This is a genomic window from Pseudomonas sp. (genome assembly GCF_049590575.1).
Lineage (GTDB): Bacteria > Pseudomonadota > Gammaproteobacteria > Pseudomonadales > Pseudomonadaceae > Aquipseudomonas.
In genome coordinates this window covers 1-21,007 of record NZ_JBAWDE010000287.1, presented here as the reverse complement: position 1 = coordinate 21,007, position 21,007 = coordinate 1, and the positions used below count along the sequence as shown (strand labels likewise).

The window sequence follows — 21,007 nt, the reverse complement described above, 5'->3', positions numbered from 1 at the left end:
AACCCTCGGATAAGCTTTGAAATAAGTGTAAGCCAGGTGCGCGCAAGTCGCCTAGGAAACCCACGGTCCGGTGTTGGGTTGGTCCAGGTGATCGCGCAGGAAGTTCGCGAATTCGCTGCGGGGAATGCCACGGGCTCCCAGGCTGTGCAGGTGATCGTTGGGCATCTGGCAGTCGATCATGACAAAACCCCAGGCCTGCAGTTGCCGCGTCAGCGTGGCGAAGCCGAATTTGGAGGCGTTGTCGGCTCGGCTGAACATGGACTCGCCAAAAAACAGCTGCCCCATCGCCAGGCCATACAGGCCGCCTACCAGCTCGCCGTTGTCCCACACCTCTACCGAGTGGGCATAGCCGCGCGCGTGCAGCTCCAGGTAAGCGCTTTGTATGCCTTCGGTGATCCACGTGCCATCGGCGTAGGCGCGCGGCGCAGCGCAGGCCTGGATGACGGCGGCGAAGTCCTGGTCGAAGGTCACGCTGTAGCGCTGTTGGCGCAACAGTTTGCCCAGGCTGCGCGAGACATGCAGCTCGTCCGGGAAAATCACGGTGCGCGGGTCGGGCGACCACCAGAGGATCGGCTGGCCCTCCGAGAACCAGGGAAAGCAGCCGTGTCGGTAGGCCTGGACCAGGCGCTCGGCCGACAGGTCGCCACCGGCGGCGAGCAGGCCATTGGGTTCGCGCATGGCCTTGGCCAGCGGTGGGAAGTTCAGGGAGTTGCGTTGTAACCAGGTCAGCATGGCATCCAGGCTTGCGGAAGGGGAGGGGAGTGGCAGGATTGTCGCCTGCCCCAGGGGGGATTATTGTCGACGCAGCGGCATCGAGCCAGCCCGAATCGGCAATTGGCGTGCATTAGCGTTAGCGGGTGTTTCTGCAACTCTGTGCATAAGGCGTGGTCGTAATCGGGTCTGGCCGATGCAGGCCATTTGCCAAGCTTGCCTGGATTGGTAAAAACAGCTCATAAGCCTTTGTCAGCAAAGACAATGCATGCTCAAATTGAACATGTTGTGACACACCATTGGCTATGGTGCTTGATCAAGGTCAGGCGGCGTGGCATCAGGGACACAAACCCGTACAATGCGGCCATTGTGGCGTCATCGCCATTTCATCCAGCAATCGCCCAGTGTTAAAAGTAGATTCAACCACGTTCGTTCATTTTTCAGCTGCTCGGATTGGGCAGTATTTGCAGTTATTCAACAGATGGACGCGCTAAAGGCGCAGGAATAGACCCGTTTTGAAGAAATCCGCCGCAATACCCAAAGCAGCAGTCGTGCCGGCCTGGCGCCAGCACCTGCACTATCGACTCAAGGAAGGCGCGCTGATCGCGATCGGCGCCCTGTGCCTGTTCCTGATGATGGCCTTGCTTACCTACGGCAAGGACGATCCGGGCTGGAGCCACAACAGCAAGATCGAAGATGTGCAGAACTTCGGCGGGCCTGCCGGCTCCTACAGCGCCGATATCCTGTTTATGGTGCTGGGTTACTTCGCCTACATCTTTCCGTTGCTGCTGGCGATCAAGACCTGGCAGATCTTCCGCCAGCGTCACGAACCGTGGCAGTGGAGCGGCTGGCTGTTTTCGTGGCGCCTGATCGGCCTGGTGTTCCTGGTGCTGTCCGGCGCGGCCCTGGCACATATCCATTTCCATGCACCCACCGGCCTGCCGGCGGGCGCGGGCGGGGCGTTGGGTGAAAGCCTCGGCGACCTGGCGCGCAAGACCCTGAATATCCAGGGCAGCACGCTGATGTTTATCGCGCTGTTCCTGTTTGGCCTCACGGTGTTTACCGACCTGTCGTGGTTCAAGGTGATGGACGTGACCGGCAAGATCACCCTCGACCTGCTTGAGCTGCTCCAGGGCGCCGCCAACCGCTGGTGGGCGGCGCGGGTCGAGCGCAAGCGCATGGTCGCCCAGTTGCGTGAGGTAGACACCCGCGTCAACGAGGTAGTCGCCCCAAGCACGCCGGATCGGCGCGAGCAGGCCAAGGTCAAGGAACGCTTGATCGAGCGCGAGCAGGCCCTGAGCAAACACATGTCGGACCGCGAGAAGCAGGTGCCACCGGTCATTGCGCCGGCACCGCCCAAGCCCGCCGAGCCGAGCCATCGCGTGCAGAAAGAGAAACAGGCGCCGTTGTTTGTCGACAGCGCCGTCGAAGGCACCTTGCCGCCGATCTCGATCCTCGACCCGGCCGAAAAGAAACAACTCAACTATTCGCCTGAATCGCTGGCGGCCGTCGGCCATCTGCTGGAAATCAAACTCAAAGAGTTCGGCGTCGAAGTGTCGGTGGACTCGATCCACCCCGGCCCGGTCATTACCCGTTACGAAATCCAGCCGGCCGCGGGCGTCAAGGTCAGCCGCATTTCCAACCTGGCCAAAGACCTGGCGCGTTCCCTGGCCGTGACCAGCGTGCGCGTGGTCGAAGTAATTCCCGGCAAGACCACCGTGGGTATCGAGATTCCCAACGAGGACCGCCAGATCGTGCGCTTCTCCGAGGTGCTGTCGACGCCGGAATACGACAACTTCAAATCGCCGGTCACCCTGGCCCTGGGCCATGACATCGGCGGCAAGCCGGTGATCACCGATTTGGCGAAGATGCCTCACCTGCTGGTGGCCGGTACCACCGGCTCCGGTAAGTCGGTGGGTGTTAACGCGATGATCCTGTCGATCCTGTTCAAGTCCGGGCCGGATGACGCCAAGCTGATCATGATCGACCCGAAAATGTTGGAACTGTCGATCTACGAAGGCATTCCGCACCTGCTGTGCCCGGTGGTCACCGACATGAAGGACGCCGCCAACGCCCTGCGCTGGAGCGTGGCCGAGATGGAGCGCCGCTACAAGCTGATGGCGAAGATGGGCGTGCGTAACCTGTCGGGCTTCAACGCCAAGGTCAAGGAAGCCCAGGACGCCGGCACGCCGTTGACCGACCCGCTGTACAAGCGCGAAAGCATCCACGACGAGGCGCCGCTGTTGACCAAGCTGCCGACCATCGTGGTGGTGGTCGACGAATTTGCCGACATGATGATGATCGTCGGCAAGAAGGTCGAAGAGCTGATCGCGCGTATCGCCCAGAAGGCGCGTGCTGCGGGTATTCACTTGATCCTGGCGACCCAGCGGCCGTCGGTGGATGTGATCACCGGTCTGATTAAGGCCAACATTCCTACGCGTATGGCGTTCCAGGTGTCGAGCAAGATCGACTCGCGGACCATCATCGACCAGGGTGGCGCCGAGCAATTGCTGGGTCACGGTGACATGCTCTACATGCCGCCAGGCACCAGCCTGCCGATCCGTGTACACGGCGCATTTGTTTCCGATGACGAAGTACACCGCGTGGTGGAAGCCTGGAAACTGCGTGGCGCGCCGGAATACAACGACGATATCCTCGCGGGTGTCGAAGAAGCCGGTAGCGGCTTTGACGGTGGCAGCAGCGGTGGCGACGACGATGCCGAGACCGACGCGCTGTACGACGAAGCCGTGGCATTTGTGCTGGAAAGCCGTCGCGCCTCTATCTCGGCGGTGCAACGCAAGCTGAAAATCGGCTACAACCGCGCTGCCCGCATGATCGAAGCCATGGAAAACGCTGGCGTCGTGACCGCAATGAATACCAACGGCTCGCGTGAAGTCATCGCCCCCGGGCAGATGCGCGACTGACCCCGCGCCGCGTGGCAGCACGCGGCGCAGCCTAACCACTCAATGAGGACTCCCATGCGTCTTATCCGCATGCTGTTGTTGCCGGCACTGGCCCTGACCGCTGTTTCGGCCCACGCTGACCCGGCCTCCGTGGCCAGCCTGAAAAACCTGTTGGACAAATCCCAGACCCTGACCGCGCGCTTTTCCCAACTGACCCTGGATGCCGGCGGCACCCAGTTGCAGGAAACCGCAGGCGAAATGGCGGTGCAGCGTCCAGGTCTGTTCTACTGGCACACCGAAGGCAAGGCTGAGCAGACCATCGTTTCCGACGGTCAGAAGGTCACCCTGTGGGACCCGGACCTGGAGCAGGCGACCATCAAGAAGCTGGACCCGCGACTGAACCAGACGCCGGCGTTGCTGCTTTCCGGTGACGTGTCGAAAATCAACGACAGCTTCGACATTACCTCCAAGCAAACCAGCAACGTGATCGAATTCACGCTCAAGCCGAAATCCAAGGACACGCTGTTTGACACCCTGTCCCTGTCGTTTGGCAACGGCGTAATCAACAACATGCGCCTGGTTGACAGCGTCGGTCAGCGCACCGATATCCTGTTCTCCGGGGTCAAGGCCAACCAGCCGGTGCCCGCGTCCACGTTCAAGTTCGTCATCCCGAAGGGTGCCGACGTGATCCAGGAATAAATTCCCCCAGAGGTTTCAAACGCTGCCCATGGATCTGTTTCGAAGTGACCCGATTGCCCAGCCCCTGGCCGCGCGCTTGCGTTCGACCAACCTGGATGAGTATGTCGGTCAAGAACACCTGCTCGCTCGCGGCAAGCCTTTGCGCGAAGCCCTGGAGCAGGGCGCGCTGCACTCGATGATTTTCTGGGGGCCGCCAGGAGTGGGCAAGACCACCCTGGCGCGGCTGCTGGCGAAAGTCTCGGACGCGCACTTCGAAACGGTCTCGGCGGTGCTGGCCGGGGTCAAGGAGATTCGCCAGGCGGTGGAAGTCGCCAAACAGCAGGCCGGGCAATACGGCAAGCGCACCATTCTGTTCGTCGACGAAGTGCACCGCTTCAACAAGTCGCAACAGGATGCGTTTTTGCCGTATGTCGAAGACGGCACGCTGATCTTTATCGGCGCCACTACCGAAAACCCTTCGTTTGAACTCAATAACGCCTTGCTCTCACGGGCGCGCGTTTACGTACTCAAGAGCCTCGACGAAGCGGCGATGCAAAAGCTGCTGCACCGCGCCTTGAACGAAGACAAGGGCCTGGGCAAGCGCCAGCTGAGCGTCAGCGACGAGGGCTTCAAGATTCTGCTGACCGCCGCCGACGGCGACGGCCGGCGCTTTCTCAACCTGCTGGAGAACGCCTCGGACCTGGCCGAAGATGGCAGCGAAATCGGCGTCGACCTGCTCCAGAGCTTGCTGGGCGACACGCGTCGGCGTTTCGACAAGGGCGGCGAGGCCTTTTACGACCAGATTTCCGCGCTGCACAAATCCGTGCGTGGCTCCAACCCCGACGGCGCGCTGTACTGGTTTGCGCGCATGATCGACGGCGGTTGCGACCCGCTGTACCTCGCCCGCCGCGTGGTACGCATGGCCAGCGAAGACATCGGCAACGCCGACCCGCGCGCCCTGAGCCTGTGCCTGGCGGCGTGGGACGTGCAGGAGCGCCTCGGCAGCCCGGAAGGCGAGTTGGCGGTGGCCCAGGCCATCACCTACCTCGCCTGCGCGCCAAAAAGCAACGCGGTGTACATGGGCTTCAAGTCCGCGCTGCGTGCCGCCGCCGAACACGGTTCCCTCGAAGTGCCGCTGCATCTGCGCAACGCGCCGACCAAGCTGATGAAACAGCTGGGTTACGGCGACGAATACCGCTACGCCCACGATGAGCCGGACGCCTACGCCGCCGGCGAAGATTACTTCCCCGATGAGCTTGAGCCGCAGCCGTTCTACCAGCCGGTCCCCCGCGGGCTGGAGCTGAAGATCGGCGAAAAGCTCAATCACCTCGCCCAACTTGACCGCCTCAGCCCGAAACAGCGGAGAAAGTAGTGCTCAAGACGATTCTTGCCGTGTCCGTAGCGGGCATCGCTGGTACATTATTGCGTTTCGCCACCGGCACGTGGGTCAGCGCCCATTGGCCGAAGCATTTTTATGCGGCGACCCTGGCGGTCAACCTGGTGGGGTGTCTGATTATCGGGCTGTTGTACGGCTGGTTTCTGTTGCGCCCGGAAGTACCGATTGAGATTCGCGCCGGCTTGATTGTCGGCTTTGTAGGCGGTCTGACGACCTTTTCATCCTTTTCACTGGATACGCTGCGCCTGCTGGAAAGCGGGCAAGCCCTGGTAGCCTTCGGGTACCTGGGTATCAGCGTGTTCGGCGGGCTGCTCGCCACCTGGGCCGGCCTGTCCTTGACCAAACTTTGATAAACGAGAGACCGACATGCTCGATTCCAAACTGTTACGTAGCAACCTTCAGGACGTAGCGGACCGCCTGGCATCCCGTGGCTTTGCCTTGGATGTTGCGCGCATCGAAGCGCTGGAAGAACAGCGCAAGACCGTCCAGACCCGCACCGAAGCACTGCAGGCTGAGCGTAATGCGCGTTCCAAATCCATCGGTCAGGCCAAGCAGCGCGGCGAAGACATCGCGCCGCTGATGGCGGATGTCGAGCGCATGGGCACCGAGCTGTCCGACGGCAAGGTCGAGCTGGAAAAAATTCAGTCCGAACTCGATTCGATCCTGCTGGGCATCCCCAACATCCCGCACGAATCCGTGCCGATTGGCGAAGACGAAGACGGCAACGTCGAAGTGCGCCGCTGGGGCACGCCAAAAGCCTTTGATTTCGAGATCAAGGACCACGTTGCCCTGGGCGAACTGACCGGCGGCCTGGATTTCGAAACCGCCGCCAAAATGTCCGGCGCGCGTTTTGCCCTGCTGCGCGGCCCGATCGCGCGCATGCACCGTGCCCTGGCGCAGTTCATGATCAACCTGCACACCGGCGAACATGGCTACGAAGAAGCCTACACGCCGTACCTGGTGCAGGCGCCGGCGCTGATGGGCACCAGCCAGCTGCCGAAATTCGAGGAAGACCTGTTCAAGATCAGCCGCGACGGCGAAGCCGACCTGTACCTGATCCCGACCGCCGAAGTGTCGCTGACCAACATCGTCGCGGGCGAGATCCTCGACGCCAAGCAACTGCCGATCAAGTTTGTAGCCCACAGCCCATGCTTCCGCAGTGAAGCCGGTGCGTCGGGGCGCGACACCCGCGGCATGATCCGCCAGCACCAGTTCGACAAAGTTGAAATGGTGCAGGTTGTTGAGCCGTCGACCTCCATGCAAGCCCTGGAAGGCCTGACCGCCAACGCCGAACGCGTCCTGCAACTGCTGGAACTGCCGTACCGCGTATTGGCGCTGTGCACCGGCGACATGGGTTTCAGCGCCGTGAAGACCTACGACCTCGAAGTGTGGGTGCCGAGCCAAGACAAATACCGCGAGATTTCGTCGTGCTCCAACTGCGGTGATTTCCAGGCCCGTCGCATGCAGGCGCGTTTCCGCAACCCGGAAACCGGCAAGCCGGAGCTGGTGCACACCCTCAACGGTTCCGGCCTGGCCGTAGGCCGTACCCTGGTGGCCGTGCTGGAAAACTATCAGCAGGCCGACGGTTCGATCCGTGTGCCCGAGGTGCTCAAGCCGTACATGGCGGGCGTTGAGGTCATCCGCTAAATGGAATTTCTGCCGCTGTTTCATAACCTGCGCGGCAGTCGCGTGTTGGTCGTTGGTGGCGGGGAGATTGCCTTGCGCAAATCCCGGCTGCTGGCCGACGCCGGTGCAGTGCTGCGGGTGGTTGCTCCCCAGATCGAAAACCAGTTGCGTGAACTGGTGCTGGGCAGTGGCGGGGAATTGATTTTGCGCGGTTATCAGGAGCCCGACCTTGATGGTTGCACCTTGATCATCGCCGCGACCGATGACGAGCCGCTGAACGCGCAGGTGTCCAGTGATGCCAAGCGCCGCTGTGTACCCGTCAACGTGGTGGATGCGCCGGCCCTGTGCAGCGTGATCTTCCCGGCAATCGTCGACCGTTCGCCGTTGGTGATTGCGGTCTCCAGCGGCGGCGATGCGCCGGTGCTGGCACGCTTGATCCGCGCCAAGCTGGAAACCTGGATTCCGTCTACTTACGGGCAGTTGGCCGGTTTGGCCGCGCGTTTTCGCGCCCAGGTCAAAGGCTTGTACCCGGACGTGCAACAACGTCGTGCGTTCTGGGAAGAAGTGTTCCAGGGCCCGATCGCCGACCGCCAGTTGGCTGGGCAGGGCGACGAAGCCGAGCGCCTGCTGATCGAAAAGGTCAACGGCGCGCCGCCGCATGCGCCAGGCGAGGTTTACCTGGTGGGCGCAGGCCCGGGTGACCCCGACCTGCTGACCTTTCGCGCCTTGCGCCTGATGCAGCAAGCCGACGTGGTGCTGTATGACCGCCTGGTGGCGCCGGCGATCCTTGAGCTGTGCCGTCGCGACGCCGAGCGCGTATATGTCGGCAAGCGTCGCGCCGATCACGCCGTGCCGCAAGACCGGATCAATCAGCAACTGGTGGACCTGGCCAAGCAAGGCAAGCGTGTGTTGCGCCTCAAGGGGGGCGATCCGTTCATCTTTGGCCGGGGTGGCGAAGAGATCGAAGAGCTGGCGGCCCATGGCATCCCGTTCCAGGTGGTGCCGGGAATCACCGCGGCCAGCGGTTGCGCGGCGTATGCCGGGATTCCGCTGACCCATCGCGACTATGCGCAGTCAGTCCGCTTTATCACCGGGCATTTGAAGGACGGGACCTCGGACCTGCCCTGGCATGACCTGGTGGGGCCGTCGCAGACCCTGGTGTTCTATATGGGTTTGATTGGCTTGCCGATCATCTGTGAACAGCTGATCCAGCATGGCCGCGCGGCAGATACCCCGGCTGCGTTGATCCAGCAAGGCACCACCGCCAACCAGCGCGTGTTCACCGGCACCCTGGCCGACTTGCCGCGCATGGTGGCGGAGCATGAAGTGCATGCGCCGACATTGGTGATCGTCGGTGAAGTGGTGGTGTTGCGCGAGAAGCTGAAGTGGTTTGAAGGCGCTCAGTCCCAGGTCTGAGCCAAAAAGCATCGGGGGAAAGCCCCCTCCCACCTTTTGGAATGCGTTCCAATGTGGGAGGGGGCTTGCCCCCGATGAGCCCTTCATACACAGCGCATTTTTTGAATCAGCCCCACACGCCGTTGCCACTCAACCGCTGGCGATCATGCTCACCCTCAAACCCCTGCAACGGTCCCTTCGGCACAATCCCGGTCGGATTGATCGTGCGATGGCTGGCATAGTAATGCCCCTTGATGTGCGCAAAATCCACTGTCTGGGCCACACCCGGCCACTGATATATCTCGCGTAGCCAATTCGACAAGTTCGGATAATCGGCAATCCGCCGCAAATTGCATTTGAAGTGGCTGTAATACACCGCATCAAAGCGAATCAGCGTGGTGAACAGCCGCACATCGGCCTCGGTCAGGTATTCGCCAGCCAGGTAGCGATGCTCGCCTAAGTGCTGCTCCAGATGATCCAACTCGGCAAACACGTCATCGAACGCACTTTCATAGGCGTGCTGCGAGGTGGCAAAGCCAGCGCGATACACGCCGTTGTTCACGGCGGGGTAAATGCGTTCGTTCAACGCGTCGATGGTCGCGCGCAGCGGCTCAGGGTAGAAATCCAACGTGTTGCCGATCAGCCCGTTGAACGCGCTGTTGAACATGCGGATGATTTCCGCCGATTCATTGCTGACGATGCGGTTAAGCTTTTTGTCCCACAGCACCGGTACGGTGACGCGGCCGGTGTAGTCGGCGGTATCGGCGGTGTAGCGCTGGTGCATGAAGTCGAAATCATCCAGCTTATCGCCCGTCGAGCCGTGGGCTCTGTCAAAGGTCCAGCCGTTTTCCAGCATCAGCCAGCTGACCACCGACACGTCGATCAAGCTTTCCAGGCCCTTGAGCTTGCGCAGGATCAGCGTGCGATGCGCCCACGGGCAGGCCAGCGACACGTAGAGGTGGTAACGACCGGCTTCGGCCTTGAAACCGCCTTCGCCGCTCGGACCGGGCTGGCCGTCGGCGGTCACCCAGTGGCGGCGTTGCGCCTGTTCCCGCTGGAAAGCGCCGTCTGCGCTACTTTCGTACCACTGGTCTTTCCAGTGTCCTTCGATCAGCAAACCCATGACTGGCTCCTCTGCTAGTAAGCGTTGGAGCCCAGTCTAAAGGGATGAGTTCGAACTAAAAGCGCAAAGACCGGGCGTGAATCATCGATTAAATCGATTTGTCCCGCGCATCCCAGTATTGCTGGGCCAATTCGAACGCCTGTTGCCGCGAGTGGCCCAGGCCACGCAGGGCCAACGCCATGGTCGCGATCAACGCCAGTTGCGGGTAGCTGTCTTCGCTGTCGCCACGCCACAATGCCTTCAACTGCTCGGGCTCAAGGCTCGCGGGTTTGACGTGGCGCTGGGCGGAGAGGGCGGGCCATTCTTCGTCCCAGCTTTCGCCACCGGTGCTGCCGTACAAGTGGCTGATGGTGTCCGGGTTGATCTCGACTTCGCCGCCATCGCCCTTGACCACAATCACGTTGTCGCCGAGCAAGCCGCTGGCATCGCGGTGCACACCCTGGTAACCGGGGTGGAAAATGCTTTGCAGGCCGCAGCGCGCATTCAGCGGGTTGAGCAGGCGCGCCAGGGAGTGGATCGGTGAGCGCAGGCCCAGGGTGTTGCGCAGGTCGATCATGCGCTGCAGTTGCGGCGCCCAGTCGCCCAGGGGAATAAACGCCAGGTTGCCTTGCTCGAATGCCGCCTCGACCTGCTGCCAGTTACGGCACAGCGGAATCTGCAAACCTTCCAGCAATTGCTCGGTGTACAAGCGGCCGGCGGTGTGCGCGCCGCCGCCGTGCATCAGGATGCGCACGCCGTTTTGCGCCAGGCACTTGGCTGCCAGCAGGTACCACGGCAAGTGGCGCTTTTTACCGGCGTAGGTCGGCCAGTCGATATCCACGTTCAGCGCCGGAGCGTTCAAGCGCTCGCGCACGGCTTCGGTGAAGCCGGCGAGTTCTTCGGGGCTTTCTTCCTTGTGGCGCAGCAACATGAGGAAGGCGCCGAGCTGGGTGTCCTCGACTTTTTCGTCAAGCAGCATGCCCATGGCTTCGCGGGCTTCCTCGCGAGTGAGGTTGCGCGCGCCGCGCTTGCCTTTGCCGAGGATGCGCACGAATTGCGCAAACGGGTGCTCGGCAGGGGTTTCCAGGGTCAGCGGGGCAAAGTCGGTCATAAGCAATTCGTCGGCCTGGGCAGGCCCGCCAGCTTGGCGGCGAGTTTGGCGGGAGTGCCGTTGAATAATGTATTGAGGTGCAGGCTGTTGCCCTTTTCCGGGCCCAGCTTCAAGGCGGTGTACTTGATCAGCGGGCGCGTGGCCGGTGACAGCTGGAATTCGGCGTAGAAACCGCGCAGCAGGTCGAGGATCTGCCAGTGGTCCGCGGTCAGCTCCAGGCCTTCGGCGGCGGCCAGGGCATTGGCTGCGTCGACGGACCAGTCATTCAGGTCGACCAGGTAGCCGTCCTTGTCCAGTTCAAAAGTGCGCTCGCCTACGGTCAAGGTGTTCATAGCCAGCTATTGACCTTGTCGTAATCGATCGACAACTGCACAAAGCCTGGGTAGTCCACGCTGTCGGCCCAGTCGGGAAGCGGCAGATTGCGCGCCTGCATGTCTTCGGCCAGCACAAAGACCTTCACGCCCTTGGTGTGCAGGGCTGGAATGTGCAGCCCATAGGCGCCGTCGCCGCAGAGCAGGATCGCGTCTTTGCTGGCGCAGATGCGCAGGCAGCTGTCGAGTCGGCTATCGGCAAAGGGGGAGTGAGATACCACATGTAAAGTCGCCATCAGAGGGTCATCACCTGGTCGTAACGGTCAATCAGTTGGCTGATCTCGTCGTTGCTCAACGGTTGCGCATCGGTGGGCGGCGTCAAGCCGCGGGCGGCGAGGCTGTGGCGGCAGGCGAACACGTCGTCGATGCCAAACAGCCCCAAGGCCTGCAGGTTGGCGCTGAGGTCTTTTTGCTGCACGGCCTTGGCGTGCTGATGCGGCGCGAGTTGAAACACGCCGTCATCCATAAACAGCAGGCCGATTGGCAGATCGAACGCGCCGCCGGCCAGCACGATGTCCAGGGTTTCGCGTGCGCCTGGCCCGGACCACGGCGCCTGGCGGCTGATCACCAACAAGGATTTGGACATGTCAGGCCCCTCCAAAGCAGATAAGGCGGTCGGCGGCCTGGACGGCGTCATGCAATTGCCCGAGGCCCGACAGCGCCCACGGCGCATCCAGGTTCACCGCGCTGCGCTGATAGCGCGTGGCTTCCTCGCTGTTCAGCACGCCACGGCGCAAGGCGGCGGCGATGCACACCACGCCATCGAGCTGATGCTGGCTGACCAGCTCGCGCCATTGGCGGGCGATGTCCTGCTCGTCCTGGGGCGCAACGATGTTATTGGCGGCGTTGTACACGCCGTCCTGATAGAAAAACAGCCGCACAATCTCATGCCCGCCGGCCAGCGCCGCCTGGGTAAACAGCAGGGCGCGGCGCGAGGAGGGCGCGTGGGCGGCACTGAACACTGCAATCGCAAACTTCATGGAACACTCTGCAAGCAAACGTGGGCCAATGATAAAGCCGCTTGCACGAAAAAGCCCGCCGTGATCAAAACAGTCACCCTCGCTGATCGTCCTGACGATTGCCGCTAGGCGCCAGGCTGCCTAGTCTGTGGGGATCAGAAACCCAAATGGAGTCTCTATGTCAGGTCCCTTGGCGTCCCTCAAAGTGCTGGATTTTTCCACCCTGCTGCCCGGCCCGTTTGCCTCCTTGCTGCTGGCGGACATGGGCGCCGAGGTGCTGCGCATCGAATCGCCCACGCGCATGGACCTGCTGCGGGTATTGCCGCCGCATGATCAAGGCATGTCGGCAAGCCATGCCTACCTCAACCGCAACAAACGCAGCCTGGCCCTGGACCTCAAGCAGGCCGAGGCGCTGGAGATCGTGTGCGAGCTGGTCAAGGACTACGACATCCTCCTCGAACAGTTTCGCCCTGGGGTCATGGAGCGCCTGGGCTTGGGTTACGCCGCGCTGAAAGCCATCAACCCGCGGCTGATTTACGTGTCGATCACCGGCTACGGCCAGACCGGCCCGTACAAGGACCGCGCCGGGCACGACATCAATTACTTGGCGCTGGCCGGTGTGGCCAGTTACACCGGGCGCCAGGACAGCGGGCCGTTGCCGCTGGGGGTGCAATTGGCGGATGTGGGCGGCGGTTCGCTGCATGCGGTGGTGGGGTTGTTGGCGGCGGTCATTGCGCGGCAGCACAGTGGTGTCGGCCAATACCTGGATGTGAGCATGACCGATTGCTCCTTCAGCCTGAACGCCATGGCCGGCGCGGGTTACCTGGCCTGTGGGGTAGAACCTGAGTGGGAAAGCCATGTGCTCAATGGTGGCAGTTTCTACGACTATTACCGCTCGCGGGATGGGCGCTGGATGTCGGTCGGCAGCCTGGAGCCGGCCTTTATGCAGCAGTTGTGTGCGGCATTCGGGCGTTCAGAGCTGGCGGCGCAGGGCCTGTCGCCCAACCCCGAGCAGCAAAAAGCCCTGAAGCTGGCGCTGCAGGTCGAGTTTGAAAAGCGCAGCTTTGACGAGCTGTGCGCGCTGTTCGCCGGGCTGGATGCGTGCGTGGAGCCGGTGCTGAACCTCAGCGAAGCGCTCGAGCATCCACAGTTGAAGGCACGGGAACTGGTCAGTCAGGTGCCGCGTGGCGATGGCTCGACCCAGGCGCAAATCGCCTGCCCGCTGAAGTTTTCCGAGGGTTTGCCGGCGCCCCGGCATATGGGTGCCGAGGTGGGCGCGCACAGTGATGAAGTGCTGAAGGCGTTGGGTTTGAGCCCGCAGCGCATCCAAGAGCTGCGTACTGCCCGCGTGATCGCCTAAGGCTTATTCGACCCGCGTTTCGCCGGTAAACACCAACGTATGCCGGCAACGCCTGCACAAATACCGCCGCCCCTGCGCGACCATGCCGTGGCGCTGTGACGAAAACGGGAAGTCACTGTCCGCACACGGGCAACGGTAGATATAGCGGGTGACCTGGCGGCGCTTGACGGCATAGGTGTGGCAACGATCCGGCGGCAGTTCGTAAACCCCGCGCATGATCAACTGCCATTCCTCGCCATGGGGCTGGATGCGTTCGCCAAACAGCTGGTGGGCGATCAGGTGCGCCACTTCATGGGCCACGGTTTGCTTCAGGAAGTGCTGGCTGTTTTCACGGTACAACTGTGGGTTGAAACGCAGCAAGTTCTCGTGCAAATGCGCGACACCGGCCTTCTGGCCCCGCAGCTTGAGGCTGACCTGGGGGCGTTTGAAGCTTCGTTTGAAAAAGGATTCGGCTTGTAGGAAACAATCTTCGACGCGGGTATTGAGTTGCTCGGGCATGCTGACCATATCTCCAGAGACGTCCAGTATGCCGCAAAAGCAGGTGTTTCCGAATCTGTCAGGCGCCGAATGGTCATGCATAAAGCACAAAGCCACCTTACGGTGGCCTTGCCTGCGGGGTTGTCCGTTCAGTTGGTGTAGATAGGGCCTACGCCCAGGCCCCAGACGATCACGGTAAACGCCATGATCGCCACCAGCACCACCAGCCCTACGGCGAGTATCGAGCTGGAAAACAGGAAGCCTTCATCCGGGTCGATGTTCATGAAGGTCGGCACGCCTACGTACAGCAGGTACACCGTGTAGCAGATCGCCGCTGTGCCCACGACCATGCCCAGCCACATATGCGGGTAGAGCGCCGCCAGGCCGCCGATAAACAGCGGAGTCGCTGTGTAAGTGGCAAAGGCCACGCAGCGTGCCATGCTGGGGTTGGCGTCGTAGGTACGGGCCATCCAGTGAATGAATGCGCCCATCACCGCCACACCGCCAAGCATGGCTGCGTAGGACATGATGGTCATCCACAGTGCGCTTTCCTGGGTCAGCATGACCGGGGCGCGGTTGCCGATGACCCAGCCGACCTGAGTGGTGCCGATAAACGCGGATACGGCGGGGATCGCCGCGAGAATGAGGGTGTGAGTGAGGTACATGTGGCTGATGCTTTCTTCTTTATCGCCACGAATTTCCCGCCATTCCTGGTCGGGATGGGTAAACAGCCCCACGACGTGATGGATCATGCCAGTCACTCCTGTCGTTATTACCATCGCCCCCATCGGAGCGCCCACGGGCCAAATGGCCACAAAGGTCTGGATAGTGATGTGCGACCTCACGTCGCAGTATAGAAAGGGATGACAGGAAAAACTGTAGGGCTTTAGAGTGAATCGCGCTGTAAACAGGAGGGTTAATCGCGGCAGCGTCTTTCACTGCTAGCCCTCTGGCTGATTTTTTTGCGTAAAATACCCGGCTTTTCGTCACACACCTCTAGCGGATCCAAGCGCCATGGGCACTCTTACGGTCAACCAGAACAAACTGCAAAAACGCCTGCGTCGCCTGGCCGGGGAAGCGGTCGCCGATTTCAACATGATCGAGGACGGCGACAAAGTCATGGTTTGTCTCTCCGGCGGCAAAGACAGCTACACCCTGCTCGACGTGCTGCTGCACCTGCAAAAGGTCGCGCCGATCACATTCGAGATCGTGGCCGTGAACATGGACCAGAAACAACCCGGTTTCCCCGAGCACGTGCTGCCGGCCTATCTAAAAGCGCTGGGCGTGGAATACCACATCGTCGAAAAAGACACCTACTCGGTGGTCAAGGAGCTGATCCCGGAGGGCAAGACCACCTGCTCGCTGTGCTCGCGCCTGCGCCGTGGCACGCTCTATACGTTTGCCGATGAGATCGGTGCAACCAAGATGGCCCTGGGGCATCACCGCGACGATATCGTCGAGACCTTCTTCCTCAATATGTTCTTCAACGGCTCGCTCAAGGCCATGCCGCCCAAGCTGCGCGCCGACGATGGGCGCAACGTGGTGATCCGCCCGCTGGCGTATTGCAACGAGAAGGACATCCAGGCGTACTCCGACTTCAAGCAATTCCCGATCATCCCGTGCAACCTGTGTGGCTCCCAGGAAAACCTGCAACGCCAAGTGGTCAAGGAGATGCTGGTGGACTGGGAGCGCAAGACCCCCGGCCGCACCGAAAGCATCTTCCGCAGCCTGCAGAACGTGCAGCCGTCGCAATTGGCCGACCGCAACCTGTTTGACTTCACCAGCCTGAAAATCGATGAAACCGCCGCCTCGCGCTTCGTCAATATTGTGAACCTCTGAGCCTTTTCAAGGCTCTGACACACGGCGCTTGCGGGCGCCGTTTTCAATTCAATTGCCAGGAGAGGGCATGCGCGATTACAAGTGGCTGCACGAATATTGTCTGAACCGCTTCGGTTCAGCGGCCGAGCTGGAAGCCCATCTCCCTGTACCCAAGACCCCGGCGCAATTGCGCAAGATCAGCGATGACCGCTACCTGTCGACCCTGGCGCTGCGCGTATTCCGTGCCGGTCTCAAGCACAGCGTGGTCGATGCCAAGTGGCCGGCGTTCGAGCAGGTGTTTTTTCGCTTCGACCCGGAAAAGGTCGTGCTGATGGGTGCCGAGCACCTCGAGCGCTTGATGCAGGACACACGCATCATCCGCCACCTGGGCAAGCTCAAGAGCGTGCCGCGCAATGCACAGATGATCCTGGATATCGAGCAAGAGAAGGGCAGCTTCGGCGCGTTTGTCGCCGACTGGCCGGTGACCGATATCGTCGGGCTGTGGAAATACCTGAGCAAGCACGGCCACCAATTGGGCGGGCTGTCGGCACCGCGCTTTTTGCGCATGGTGGGCAAGGACACCTTTGTGCCGAGTTATGACGTGGTGGCGGCGCTGAACGCGCAGAAGATCGTCGACAAGGCACCGACCAGCCTGCGCGACCTGGCGACGGTGCAGGGCGCGTTCAACCAATGGCATGCCGAGAGCGGGCGGCCGATGTGCCAGCTGTCGATGATGCTGGCCTATACGGTGAATCACTGAGACTTAGGTGAGACCATCGCAGCCAAGCCAGCTCCCACATTTGATCGGTGCCGCGGTCAAAATGTGGCAGCTGGCTTGCCTGCGGTAGCGGACCTCAAGCGGACACAGGTTCTGCTGCCAACCGCCGATTCAACTGATGCCGCCAGCGCACATACAGCAATGCCGTGCAAAACACCGCGAGGCTCGCCAGCATCTCCAGCACCCCGAACCACTGCCGGTTCGGGTCATACGCCGCCAGCGCGCCCTTGATGAAATACAGGTTCACCACAAAGCACGTCCACGAATGCCCGCGCGCGCTGCCCAGCAGCATCCCCGGCGCCAGCACCAGCAGTGGCACCAATTCGATCAGCAGGATCACCCACGGGCGGGCGCCGTGCAGGTCGGCGACAAACAGGTAATACCCGCAGAGCAACCCCACCAGGCCGAAAAACGCCAGCAGGCTGAGTGCGCGGGCCAGCTTGACCCGTGGCTCCAGCCAGGCCTGGGGTGGCAGGACCTTAGGCTTTTTGGCCACGGCCGTTCTCCAGCAGCGTGGCGGTGGTGGCCAGGCGCAGGCCCAGCGCACGGCACAGGGTGATTTCATGTTGATCGAGCAGGCGCTTGCCGTCTGGCCCGGCATGGTGGCTGGCGCCGTAAGGCGTGCCGCCGCCCTGGGTGTCGAGCAATGCCTGTTCGCTGTAGGGCAGGCCGGTGATCAGCATGCCGTGGTGCAGCAACGGCAGCAGCATCGACATCAGCGTGGTTTCCTGGCCGCCGTGCAGGCTGGCCGTGGAGGTGAACACCCCGGCCGGCTTACCGACGAGCGCGCCGGTCAGCCACAGGTTGCTGGTGCCGTCGATGAAATACTTCAACGGCGCGGCCATATTGCCGAAACGCGTCGGGCTGCCCAGGGCCAGGCCCGAGCAGTTTTTCAAATCATCCAGGCTGGCATACAACGCACCCTCGTCCGGGATGCTCGGCGCCACGGCTTCGCACTCGGTGGAGATCGCCGGCACGGTGCGCAAACGCGCTTCCATCCCGCCTTGTTCGATGCCGCGGGCAATCTGCCGGGCCATTTCGCTGACCGAGCCATTGCGGCTGTAATACAACACCAGCACATACGGGGTCGTCACGGCAGGATCTCCAGCACGTTTTCCGGTGGGCGGCCGATGATGGCTTTGTCGGCGGTTTCCAGGATCGGGCGTTCCATCAACTTCGGGTGTTCGGCGATGGCAACAATCAGTTGCGTTTCGCTGAGGCTGGCGTCGGCCAGGTTGAGAGCCTTGTATTCGTCTTCGCCGGTGCGCAGCAGTTGGCGCGCGCCGATGCCCAGCTTGGCGAGCAACGCCTTCAGTTGCGCGGCGTTCAGCGGGGTTTCCAGGTAGCGCACCACGGTGGGAGTGAGGCCGCGGGCTTCCAGCAGTTCGAGCGCACCGCGGGATTTCGAGCAGCGCGGGTTGTGATAAAGCGTCAGATCGGTCATGTGCGGGTCGCATCTTGCGTAAGGTGGCGGGTATTCTACCTGCGCGGCGGCCCGTCCTTAAACCGTAAGAGGCGATAGGCCGCAGCCAACGTTCATTTTTACGAAGGATTACTCCATGACTAGGCGTCTGATCGGTGCATTGGCGATCATCACAACCCTGCTGCTCAGCGGCTGCGGCAATGACTATGGCGTTGACCAGAACGGTCAGAAAGTTGCGGCCGAGCGCCTGGACAAACAATGGGTGGTCGTCAATTACTGGGCGGAATGGTGTGGCCCATGTCGCACGGAAATCCCCGAGCTGAACGCCTTGGCCGAGCAACTGAAAGGGCAGAACGTCGGGGTGTTCGGGGTCAATTTCGACAATGTGCAGGGCGCAGAGCTGAAGGAAGCCAGCGACAAGCTGGGGATCAAGTTCACGGTGCTGGCGCAGAACCCGGAGGCGATTTTCGATATCCCGCGCAGCGAGGCATTGCCGGTGACTTACATCATCGATGACAAGGGCAAGGTGCGTGAGCAGTTGATGGGCGAGCAAACGGCGGAAGGGGTGTTGGCCAAGCTCAAGGCCCTGCGCGGTTAACAATGTGGGAGGGGGCAAGCCCCCTCCCACATTTAGACCTCACCAGTCTGCTGGGGTCAGCCCTCTTCAAGCCACAGGCGAATCGGCAGGCCCTCGGCCGGCCAGAAGCGTGTTTGCTCGGTCGGCGAGATGTCCCAGCGTTGTACGCCTTGCAGGGCCTGGAAGAAGCGGTGTTCCTGCTCCATCAAGGCCTCGGCGCAGAGCTTGCGGGTGCTGCCGATCTTGCCGAACGTCAGTGTGTCGCCGTCCAGGGTGTAGGGCGCAAACCAGTGGTTGCAACCGCCATTGCCATAGGCGCGGCCATCGGTGCCGAGGGTGACGGTCAGGTGCGCGTAATCCATCAGCGGGCGCTCACCGATCCATTCCACCACGTAGCTGTGATCCTGCTTGAGCTTGGCCGCATCACTCGCGCAGCCGGTCAGGGCCGTACCGAAGGCAGCCAGCAGAAGCAGGCCTTTCATTGCGCAGCCTGCTGGCATTTCGGGCAGCGGTGTTTGTCGCCTTCGCTGGCCCAGCCCAATTCCTTGATGCGCGCGTTGGCGGCCGGTTGCAGCGGCTCTTTGGTCAGCTTGGTTTCCACCGCGAATTCAAACTCCAGCACGCTGTCGCAGCTGTCGCAGTTGACCTTCCAGGTGTGAATCTCCAACTCGCCGAATTTCGGCCCCTGGGCCATGGCGACCCATTGGCCGGCCGGGCGGATGGAGTAGCGCGCGTCACCTTCGACGGTCAGGCGCATCGACAGGGTTTTACTGCCACGCAGGGTGACGATCAGCACGTCGCCATGCTTGATCGAACCACCGTTGCCGGTGACCTGGTAACGGCCCGGCACCAGGGCGCGGCATTCGATCAGGGTGTGTTGCGGGCTCAGCAAGCTGAAGCGGAAATCGTGTTCGGCCATGGATCCTCCAAATAGGCGCGGCATCCTATCACGGGTGCCTGCTGATCATGAGCCTGCAATGTGACCGCTGATCATCCTTCGACCAGGTTCTGCGCACGGCCAGCGGCCCACGCCGCAATGTTGGCCAGGGTGGTGCCGGCGATCGCCGCCAGGGCTTCACGGGTGAGGAATGCCTGGTGCGCGGTGATGATCACGTTGGGGAAGGTCAGCAGGCGCGCGAGCACGTCGTCCTGCAGCGGCAGGTCGGAGCGGTCTTCGAAAAACAGTTGGGCTTCTTCCTCATACACGTCCAGGCCCAGGTAGCCGAGCTGGCCATCCTTGAGAGCGTCAATCAACGCCGGCGTGTCGACCAGGCCGCCGCGACCGGTGTTGATCAGCATCGCACCGGGCTGCATGTGAGCCAGCGTCTGGGCGTTGATCAGGTGCTTGCTGTCGGCGTTCAGCGGGCAATGCAGGCTGATGATCTGCGCTTGCGCCAACACTTGCGGCAAGCTCACATAGCGCGCACCGAGCGCCAGGACCTGCGGGTTGGGGAAGGGGTCGTAGGCGAGTAACTCACAGCCGAAGCCGGCCATGATCTTGGCGAAGGTTGCGCCGATCTGGCCGGTGCCGACTACGCCGACGGTCTTGCCCACCAGGTCGAAGCCGGTGAGGCCATGCAGGCTGAAATCGCCGTCGCGGGTGCGGTTGTAAGCGCGGTGCAAACGACGGTTGAGGGCGAGGATCAGCGCCACCGCGTGTTCGGCCACGGCGTGGGGCGAATAGGCCGGCACCCGCACGATGGTCAGGCCCAGGCGCTTGGCGGCGGCCAGGTCCACATGGTTATAGCCGGCCGAGCGCAGGGCGATCAGCCGCGTGCCGCCGTGCGCCAGGTGTTCGAGCACCGGGGCGCTGAGGTCGTCGTTGATAAACGCACAGACCACTTCGTGGTGTTCAGCCAGGGCCACGGTGTCAAGGTTCAGCCGAGCCGGCTGGAACTGTAACTCCAGGCCCGGGGGCGGGGGCTCGCCGAGGAAACTGTCGCGGTCGTAGGTTTGGCTGCTGAAAATGATCACACGCATCAAAGGCGTCCTTTTTTGATGGGTTCAAACGCTGATCCGCGCCTCACTGGCCAGGCGCGCGATGGCCATGTCCAGCTCGTCCAGCGCGGTCATGGCCTTGGCGTCGTCCTGCTTGAGCAGCGTTTCGGCGCGGTGGCAGGCGGCGCGCAATTGCGGTACGCCGCAGTAGCGGGTAGCGCCATGCAAACGGTGGACGCGCTCGATCAGCGCGTTGTTGTCGTTGGCGTCACGGGCGACGTTGATGGCCTGGCGGTCGGCATCCAGCGACGCCAGCAGCATGGCGAGCATGTCGGCGGCCAGGTCAGCCTTGCCGGCGGCCAGGCGCAGGCCTTCGTCGTGGTC

Annotated in this window: 26 protein-coding genes; 10 read left to right on the top strand and 16 right to left on the bottom strand. The window is 62.0% G+C overall.

Translation table 11 applies throughout. The features are described 5' to 3' along the window. Positions 1 to 51 precede the first annotated feature (51 nt). Positions 52 to 732, bottom strand: a complete 681-nt coding sequence (gene aat / locus WBR57_RS20140; protein WP_424085939.1) for a leucyl/phenylalanyl-tRNA--protein transferase — start codon at positions 730 to 732, stop codon at positions 52 to 54. Between the two features lie 494 nt (positions 733 to 1,226). Here aat and ftsK point away from each other — a divergent pair, with 494 nt between their 5' ends. From ftsK to cysG, 6 genes are read left to right on the top strand one after another with little or no spacing between them, the layout of a single operon-like run. Beyond that, complete coding sequence (gene ftsK, locus WBR57_RS20135) at positions 1,227 to 3,635, top strand: DNA translocase FtsK (protein WP_424085937.1); 2,409 nt, start codon at positions 1,227 to 1,229, stop codon at positions 3,633 to 3,635. 54 nt (positions 3,636 to 3,689) lie between these two features. Further along, positions 3,690 to 4,313: an outer membrane lipoprotein chaperone LolA gene (gene lolA / locus WBR57_RS20130; RefSeq protein ID WP_424085936.1), complete on the top strand. Its 624-nt coding sequence runs from the start codon at positions 3,690 to 3,692 to the stop codon at positions 4,311 to 4,313. 28 nt (positions 4,314 to 4,341) lie between these two features. Then, positions 4,342 to 5,664 carry a replication-associated recombination protein A gene (locus WBR57_RS20125; protein WP_424085934.1) on the top strand — a complete coding sequence of 441 codons (1,323 nt, stop codon included), beginning with the start codon at positions 4,342 to 4,344 and terminating at the stop codon, positions 5,662 to 5,664. Next, complete coding sequence (gene crcB / locus WBR57_RS20120; RefSeq protein WP_424085932.1) at positions 5,664 to 6,038, top strand: fluoride efflux transporter CrcB; 375 nt, start codon at positions 5,664 to 5,666, stop codon at positions 6,036 to 6,038. The genes WBR57_RS20125 and crcB overlap by 1 nt, the downstream gene beginning before the upstream one ends. Before the next feature lie 16 nt (positions 6,039 to 6,054). Then, complete coding sequence (serS, locus tag WBR57_RS20115; RefSeq protein ID WP_424085930.1) at positions 6,055 to 7,335, top strand: serine--tRNA ligase; 1,281 nt, start codon at positions 6,055 to 6,057, stop codon at positions 7,333 to 7,335. Continuing rightward, positions 7,336 to 8,730, top strand: a complete 1,395-nt coding sequence (gene cysG / locus WBR57_RS20110) for a siroheme synthase CysG (protein ID WP_424085928.1) — start codon at positions 7,336 to 7,338, stop codon at positions 8,728 to 8,730. A gap of 106 nt (positions 8,731 to 8,836) precedes the next feature. Here the strand turns inward: cysG and WBR57_RS20105 are convergent, their stop codons facing one another. The 6 genes from WBR57_RS20105 to tusD form a co-directional block, all read right to left on the bottom strand. Further along, on the bottom strand, positions 8,837 to 9,832 hold the full coding sequence (locus tag WBR57_RS20105; RefSeq protein WP_424085927.1) for a glutathione S-transferase family protein: 996 nt from the start codon (positions 9,830 to 9,832) through the stop codon (positions 8,837 to 8,839). Positions 9,833 to 9,920: 88 nt separating this feature from the next. After that, entirely contained in the window at positions 9,921 to 10,922 is a 1,002-nt protein-coding gene (locus WBR57_RS20100) for a glycosyl transferase family protein (RefSeq protein WP_424085925.1), read from the bottom strand. Then, a complete protein-coding gene (locus WBR57_RS20095; protein WP_424085923.1) occupies positions 10,919 to 11,254 on the bottom strand; it encodes a TusE/DsrC/DsvC family sulfur relay protein in 336 nt (111 codons plus the stop codon). Before WBR57_RS20095 ends, WBR57_RS20100 begins: the two co-directional genes overlap by 4 nt. Continuing rightward, positions 11,251 to 11,529: a sulfurtransferase complex subunit TusB gene (gene tusB, locus WBR57_RS20090; RefSeq protein ID WP_424085921.1), complete on the bottom strand. Its 279-nt coding sequence runs from the start codon at positions 11,527 to 11,529 to the stop codon at positions 11,251 to 11,253. The genes WBR57_RS20095 and tusB overlap by 4 nt, the downstream gene beginning before the upstream one ends. Beyond that, positions 11,529 to 11,879: a sulfurtransferase complex subunit TusC gene (tusC, locus tag WBR57_RS20085; protein ID WP_424085919.1), complete on the bottom strand. Its 351-nt coding sequence runs from the start codon at positions 11,877 to 11,879 to the stop codon at positions 11,529 to 11,531. Before tusC ends, tusB begins: the two co-directional genes overlap by 1 nt. A 1-nt stretch (position 11,880) precedes the next feature. Continuing rightward, entirely contained in the window at positions 11,881 to 12,273 is a 393-nt protein-coding gene (tusD, locus tag WBR57_RS20080; RefSeq protein WP_424085917.1) for a sulfurtransferase complex subunit TusD, read from the bottom strand. Positions 12,274 to 12,430: 157 nt separating this feature from the next. Between tusD and WBR57_RS20075 the strand changes: the two genes are divergently transcribed. Then, the gene (locus WBR57_RS20075) at positions 12,431 to 13,612 is read left to right on the top strand and encodes a CaiB/BaiF CoA transferase family protein (protein ID WP_424085915.1); all 1,182 of its coding nucleotides are present in this window, start codon (positions 12,431 to 12,433) and stop codon (positions 13,610 to 13,612) included. 3 nt (positions 13,613 to 13,615) lie between these two features. Here the strand turns inward: WBR57_RS20075 and WBR57_RS20070 are convergent, their stop codons facing one another. Next, positions 13,616 to 14,110, bottom strand: a complete 495-nt coding sequence (locus tag WBR57_RS20070; protein WP_424085913.1) for a SprT family zinc-dependent metalloprotease — start codon at positions 14,108 to 14,110, stop codon at positions 13,616 to 13,618. 128 nt (positions 14,111 to 14,238) lie between these two features. Then, entirely contained in the window at positions 14,239 to 14,841 is a 603-nt protein-coding gene (locus WBR57_RS20065; protein WP_122541172.1) for a Yip1 family protein, read from the bottom strand. Between the two features lie 262 nt (positions 14,842 to 15,103). Between WBR57_RS20065 and ttcA the strand changes: the two genes are divergently transcribed. Both ttcA and WBR57_RS20055 read left to right on the top strand, forming a co-directional pair. Next, entirely contained in the window at positions 15,104 to 15,928 is an 825-nt protein-coding gene (gene ttcA / locus WBR57_RS20060; RefSeq protein WP_116629757.1) for a tRNA 2-thiocytidine(32) synthetase TtcA, read from the top strand. Positions 15,929 to 15,995: 67 nt separating this feature from the next. Then, complete coding sequence (locus WBR57_RS20055; RefSeq protein ID WP_424085910.1) at positions 15,996 to 16,667, top strand: DNA-3-methyladenine glycosylase I; 672 nt, start codon at positions 15,996 to 15,998, stop codon at positions 16,665 to 16,667. A gap of 94 nt (positions 16,668 to 16,761) precedes the next feature. Here the strand turns inward: WBR57_RS20055 and WBR57_RS20050 are convergent, their stop codons facing one another. Genes WBR57_RS20050 through arsC form a run of 3 tightly spaced genes read right to left on the bottom strand, consistent with a single transcriptional unit; the run spans position 16,762 to position 18,129 of the window. Continuing rightward, positions 16,762 to 17,181, bottom strand: coding sequence for a DUF2069 domain-containing protein (locus WBR57_RS20050; RefSeq protein ID WP_424085908.1), 420 nt, complete (start codon positions 17,179 to 17,181; stop codon positions 16,762 to 16,764). Then, positions 17,165 to 17,779 (bottom strand): NAD(P)H:quinone oxidoreductase, encoded by a 615-nt coding sequence (wrbA, locus tag WBR57_RS20045; protein ID WP_424085906.1) that lies wholly within the window; start codon positions 17,777 to 17,779, stop codon positions 17,165 to 17,167. Before wrbA ends, WBR57_RS20050 begins: the two co-directional genes overlap by 17 nt. Next, positions 17,776 to 18,129 (bottom strand): arsenate reductase (glutaredoxin), encoded by a 354-nt coding sequence (gene arsC, locus WBR57_RS20040; RefSeq protein ID WP_424085904.1) that lies wholly within the window; start codon positions 18,127 to 18,129, stop codon positions 17,776 to 17,778. Before arsC ends, wrbA begins: the two co-directional genes overlap by 4 nt. Positions 18,130 to 18,244: 115 nt before the next feature. Here arsC and WBR57_RS20035 point away from each other — a divergent pair, with 115 nt between their 5' ends. Then, positions 18,245 to 18,706: a redoxin domain-containing protein gene (locus WBR57_RS20035; protein ID WP_424085902.1), complete on the top strand. Its 462-nt coding sequence runs from the start codon at positions 18,245 to 18,247 to the stop codon at positions 18,704 to 18,706. Positions 18,707 to 18,762: 56 nt separating this feature from the next. On the opposite strand, the gene WBR57_RS20030 is transcribed toward WBR57_RS20035, so the two are convergent. The 4 genes from WBR57_RS20030 to WBR57_RS20015 all read right to left on the bottom strand — a co-directional run. Then, positions 18,763 to 19,167 (bottom strand): META domain-containing protein, encoded by a 405-nt coding sequence (locus WBR57_RS20030; protein WP_424085900.1) that lies wholly within the window; start codon positions 19,165 to 19,167, stop codon positions 18,763 to 18,765. Further along, positions 19,164 to 19,604: a hypothetical protein gene (locus WBR57_RS20025; RefSeq protein ID WP_105522798.1), complete on the bottom strand. Its 441-nt coding sequence runs from the start codon at positions 19,602 to 19,604 to the stop codon at positions 19,164 to 19,166. The genes WBR57_RS20030 and WBR57_RS20025 overlap by 4 nt, the downstream gene beginning before the upstream one ends. A gap of 71 nt (positions 19,605 to 19,675) precedes the next feature. Continuing rightward, entirely contained in the window at positions 19,676 to 20,665 is a 990-nt protein-coding gene (locus tag WBR57_RS20020) for a 2-hydroxyacid dehydrogenase (protein ID WP_424085898.1), read from the bottom strand. 24 nt (positions 20,666 to 20,689) lie between these two features. Next, the coding region (locus WBR57_RS20015) for an Hpt domain-containing protein (protein WP_424085897.1) at positions 20,690 to 21,007 on the bottom strand (318 nt) is incomplete at its 5' end.

Bases quoted from the DNA above. Each gene is read 5' to 3' on its own strand.
- aat (WP_424085939.1), bottom strand. From the start codon at position 732: ATGCTGACCTGGTTACAACGCAACTCCCTGAACTTCCCACCGCTGGCC.
- lolA (WP_424085936.1), top strand. From the start codon at position 3,690: ATGCGTCTTATCCGCATGCTGTTGTTGCCGGCACTGGCCCTGACCGCT.
- WBR57_RS20125 (WP_424085934.1), top strand. From the start codon at position 4,342: ATGGATCTGTTTCGAAGTGACCCGATTGCCCAGCCCCTGGCCGCGCGC.
- serS (WP_424085930.1), top strand. From the start codon at position 6,055: ATGCTCGATTCCAAACTGTTACGTAGCAACCTTCAGGACGTAGCGGAC.
- cysG (WP_424085928.1), top strand. From the start codon at position 7,336: ATGGAATTTCTGCCGCTGTTTCATAACCTGCGCGGCAGTCGCGTGTTG.
- WBR57_RS20105 (WP_424085927.1), bottom strand. From the start codon at position 9,832: ATGGGTTTGCTGATCGAAGGACACTGGAAAGACCAGTGGTACGAAAGT.
- WBR57_RS20100 (WP_424085925.1), bottom strand. From the start codon at position 10,922: ATGACCGACTTTGCCCCGCTGACCCTGGAAACCCCTGCCGAGCACCCG.
- WBR57_RS20095 (WP_424085923.1), bottom strand. From the start codon at position 11,254: ATGAACACCTTGACCGTAGGCGAGCGCACTTTTGAACTGGACAAGGAC.
- tusB (WP_424085921.1), bottom strand. From the start codon at position 11,529: ATGGCGACTTTACATGTGGTATCTCACTCCCCCTTTGCCGATAGCCGA.
- tusC (WP_424085919.1), bottom strand. From the start codon at position 11,879: ATGTCCAAATCCTTGTTGGTGATCAGCCGCCAGGCGCCGTGGTCCGGG.
- tusD (WP_424085917.1), bottom strand. From the start codon at position 12,273: ATGAAGTTTGCGATTGCAGTGTTCAGTGCCGCCCACGCGCCCTCCTCG.
- WBR57_RS20075 (WP_424085915.1), top strand. From the start codon at position 12,431: ATGTCAGGTCCCTTGGCGTCCCTCAAAGTGCTGGATTTTTCCACCCTG.
- WBR57_RS20070 (WP_424085913.1), bottom strand. From the start codon at position 14,110: ATGCCCGAGCAACTCAATACCCGCGTCGAAGATTGTTTCCTACAAGCC.
- WBR57_RS20065 (WP_122541172.1), bottom strand. From the start codon at position 14,841: ATGATCCATCACGTCGTGGGGCTGTTTACCCATCCCGACCAGGAATGG.
- ttcA (WP_116629757.1), top strand. From the start codon at position 15,104: ATGGGCACTCTTACGGTCAACCAGAACAAACTGCAAAAACGCCTGCGT.
- WBR57_RS20055 (WP_424085910.1), top strand. From the start codon at position 15,996: ATGCGCGATTACAAGTGGCTGCACGAATATTGTCTGAACCGCTTCGGT.
- arsC (WP_424085904.1), bottom strand. From the start codon at position 18,129: ATGACCGATCTGACGCTTTATCACAACCCGCGCTGCTCGAAATCCCGC.
- WBR57_RS20035 (WP_424085902.1), top strand. From the start codon at position 18,245: ATGACTAGGCGTCTGATCGGTGCATTGGCGATCATCACAACCCTGCTG.
- WBR57_RS20030 (WP_424085900.1), bottom strand. From the start codon at position 19,167: ATGAAAGGCCTGCTTCTGCTGGCTGCCTTCGGTACGGCCCTGACCGGC.
- WBR57_RS20025 (WP_105522798.1), bottom strand. From the start codon at position 19,604: ATGGCCGAACACGATTTCCGCTTCAGCTTGCTGAGCCCGCAACACACC.
- WBR57_RS20020 (WP_424085898.1), bottom strand. From the start codon at position 20,665: ATGCGTGTGATCATTTTCAGCAGCCAAACCTACGACCGCGACAGTTTC.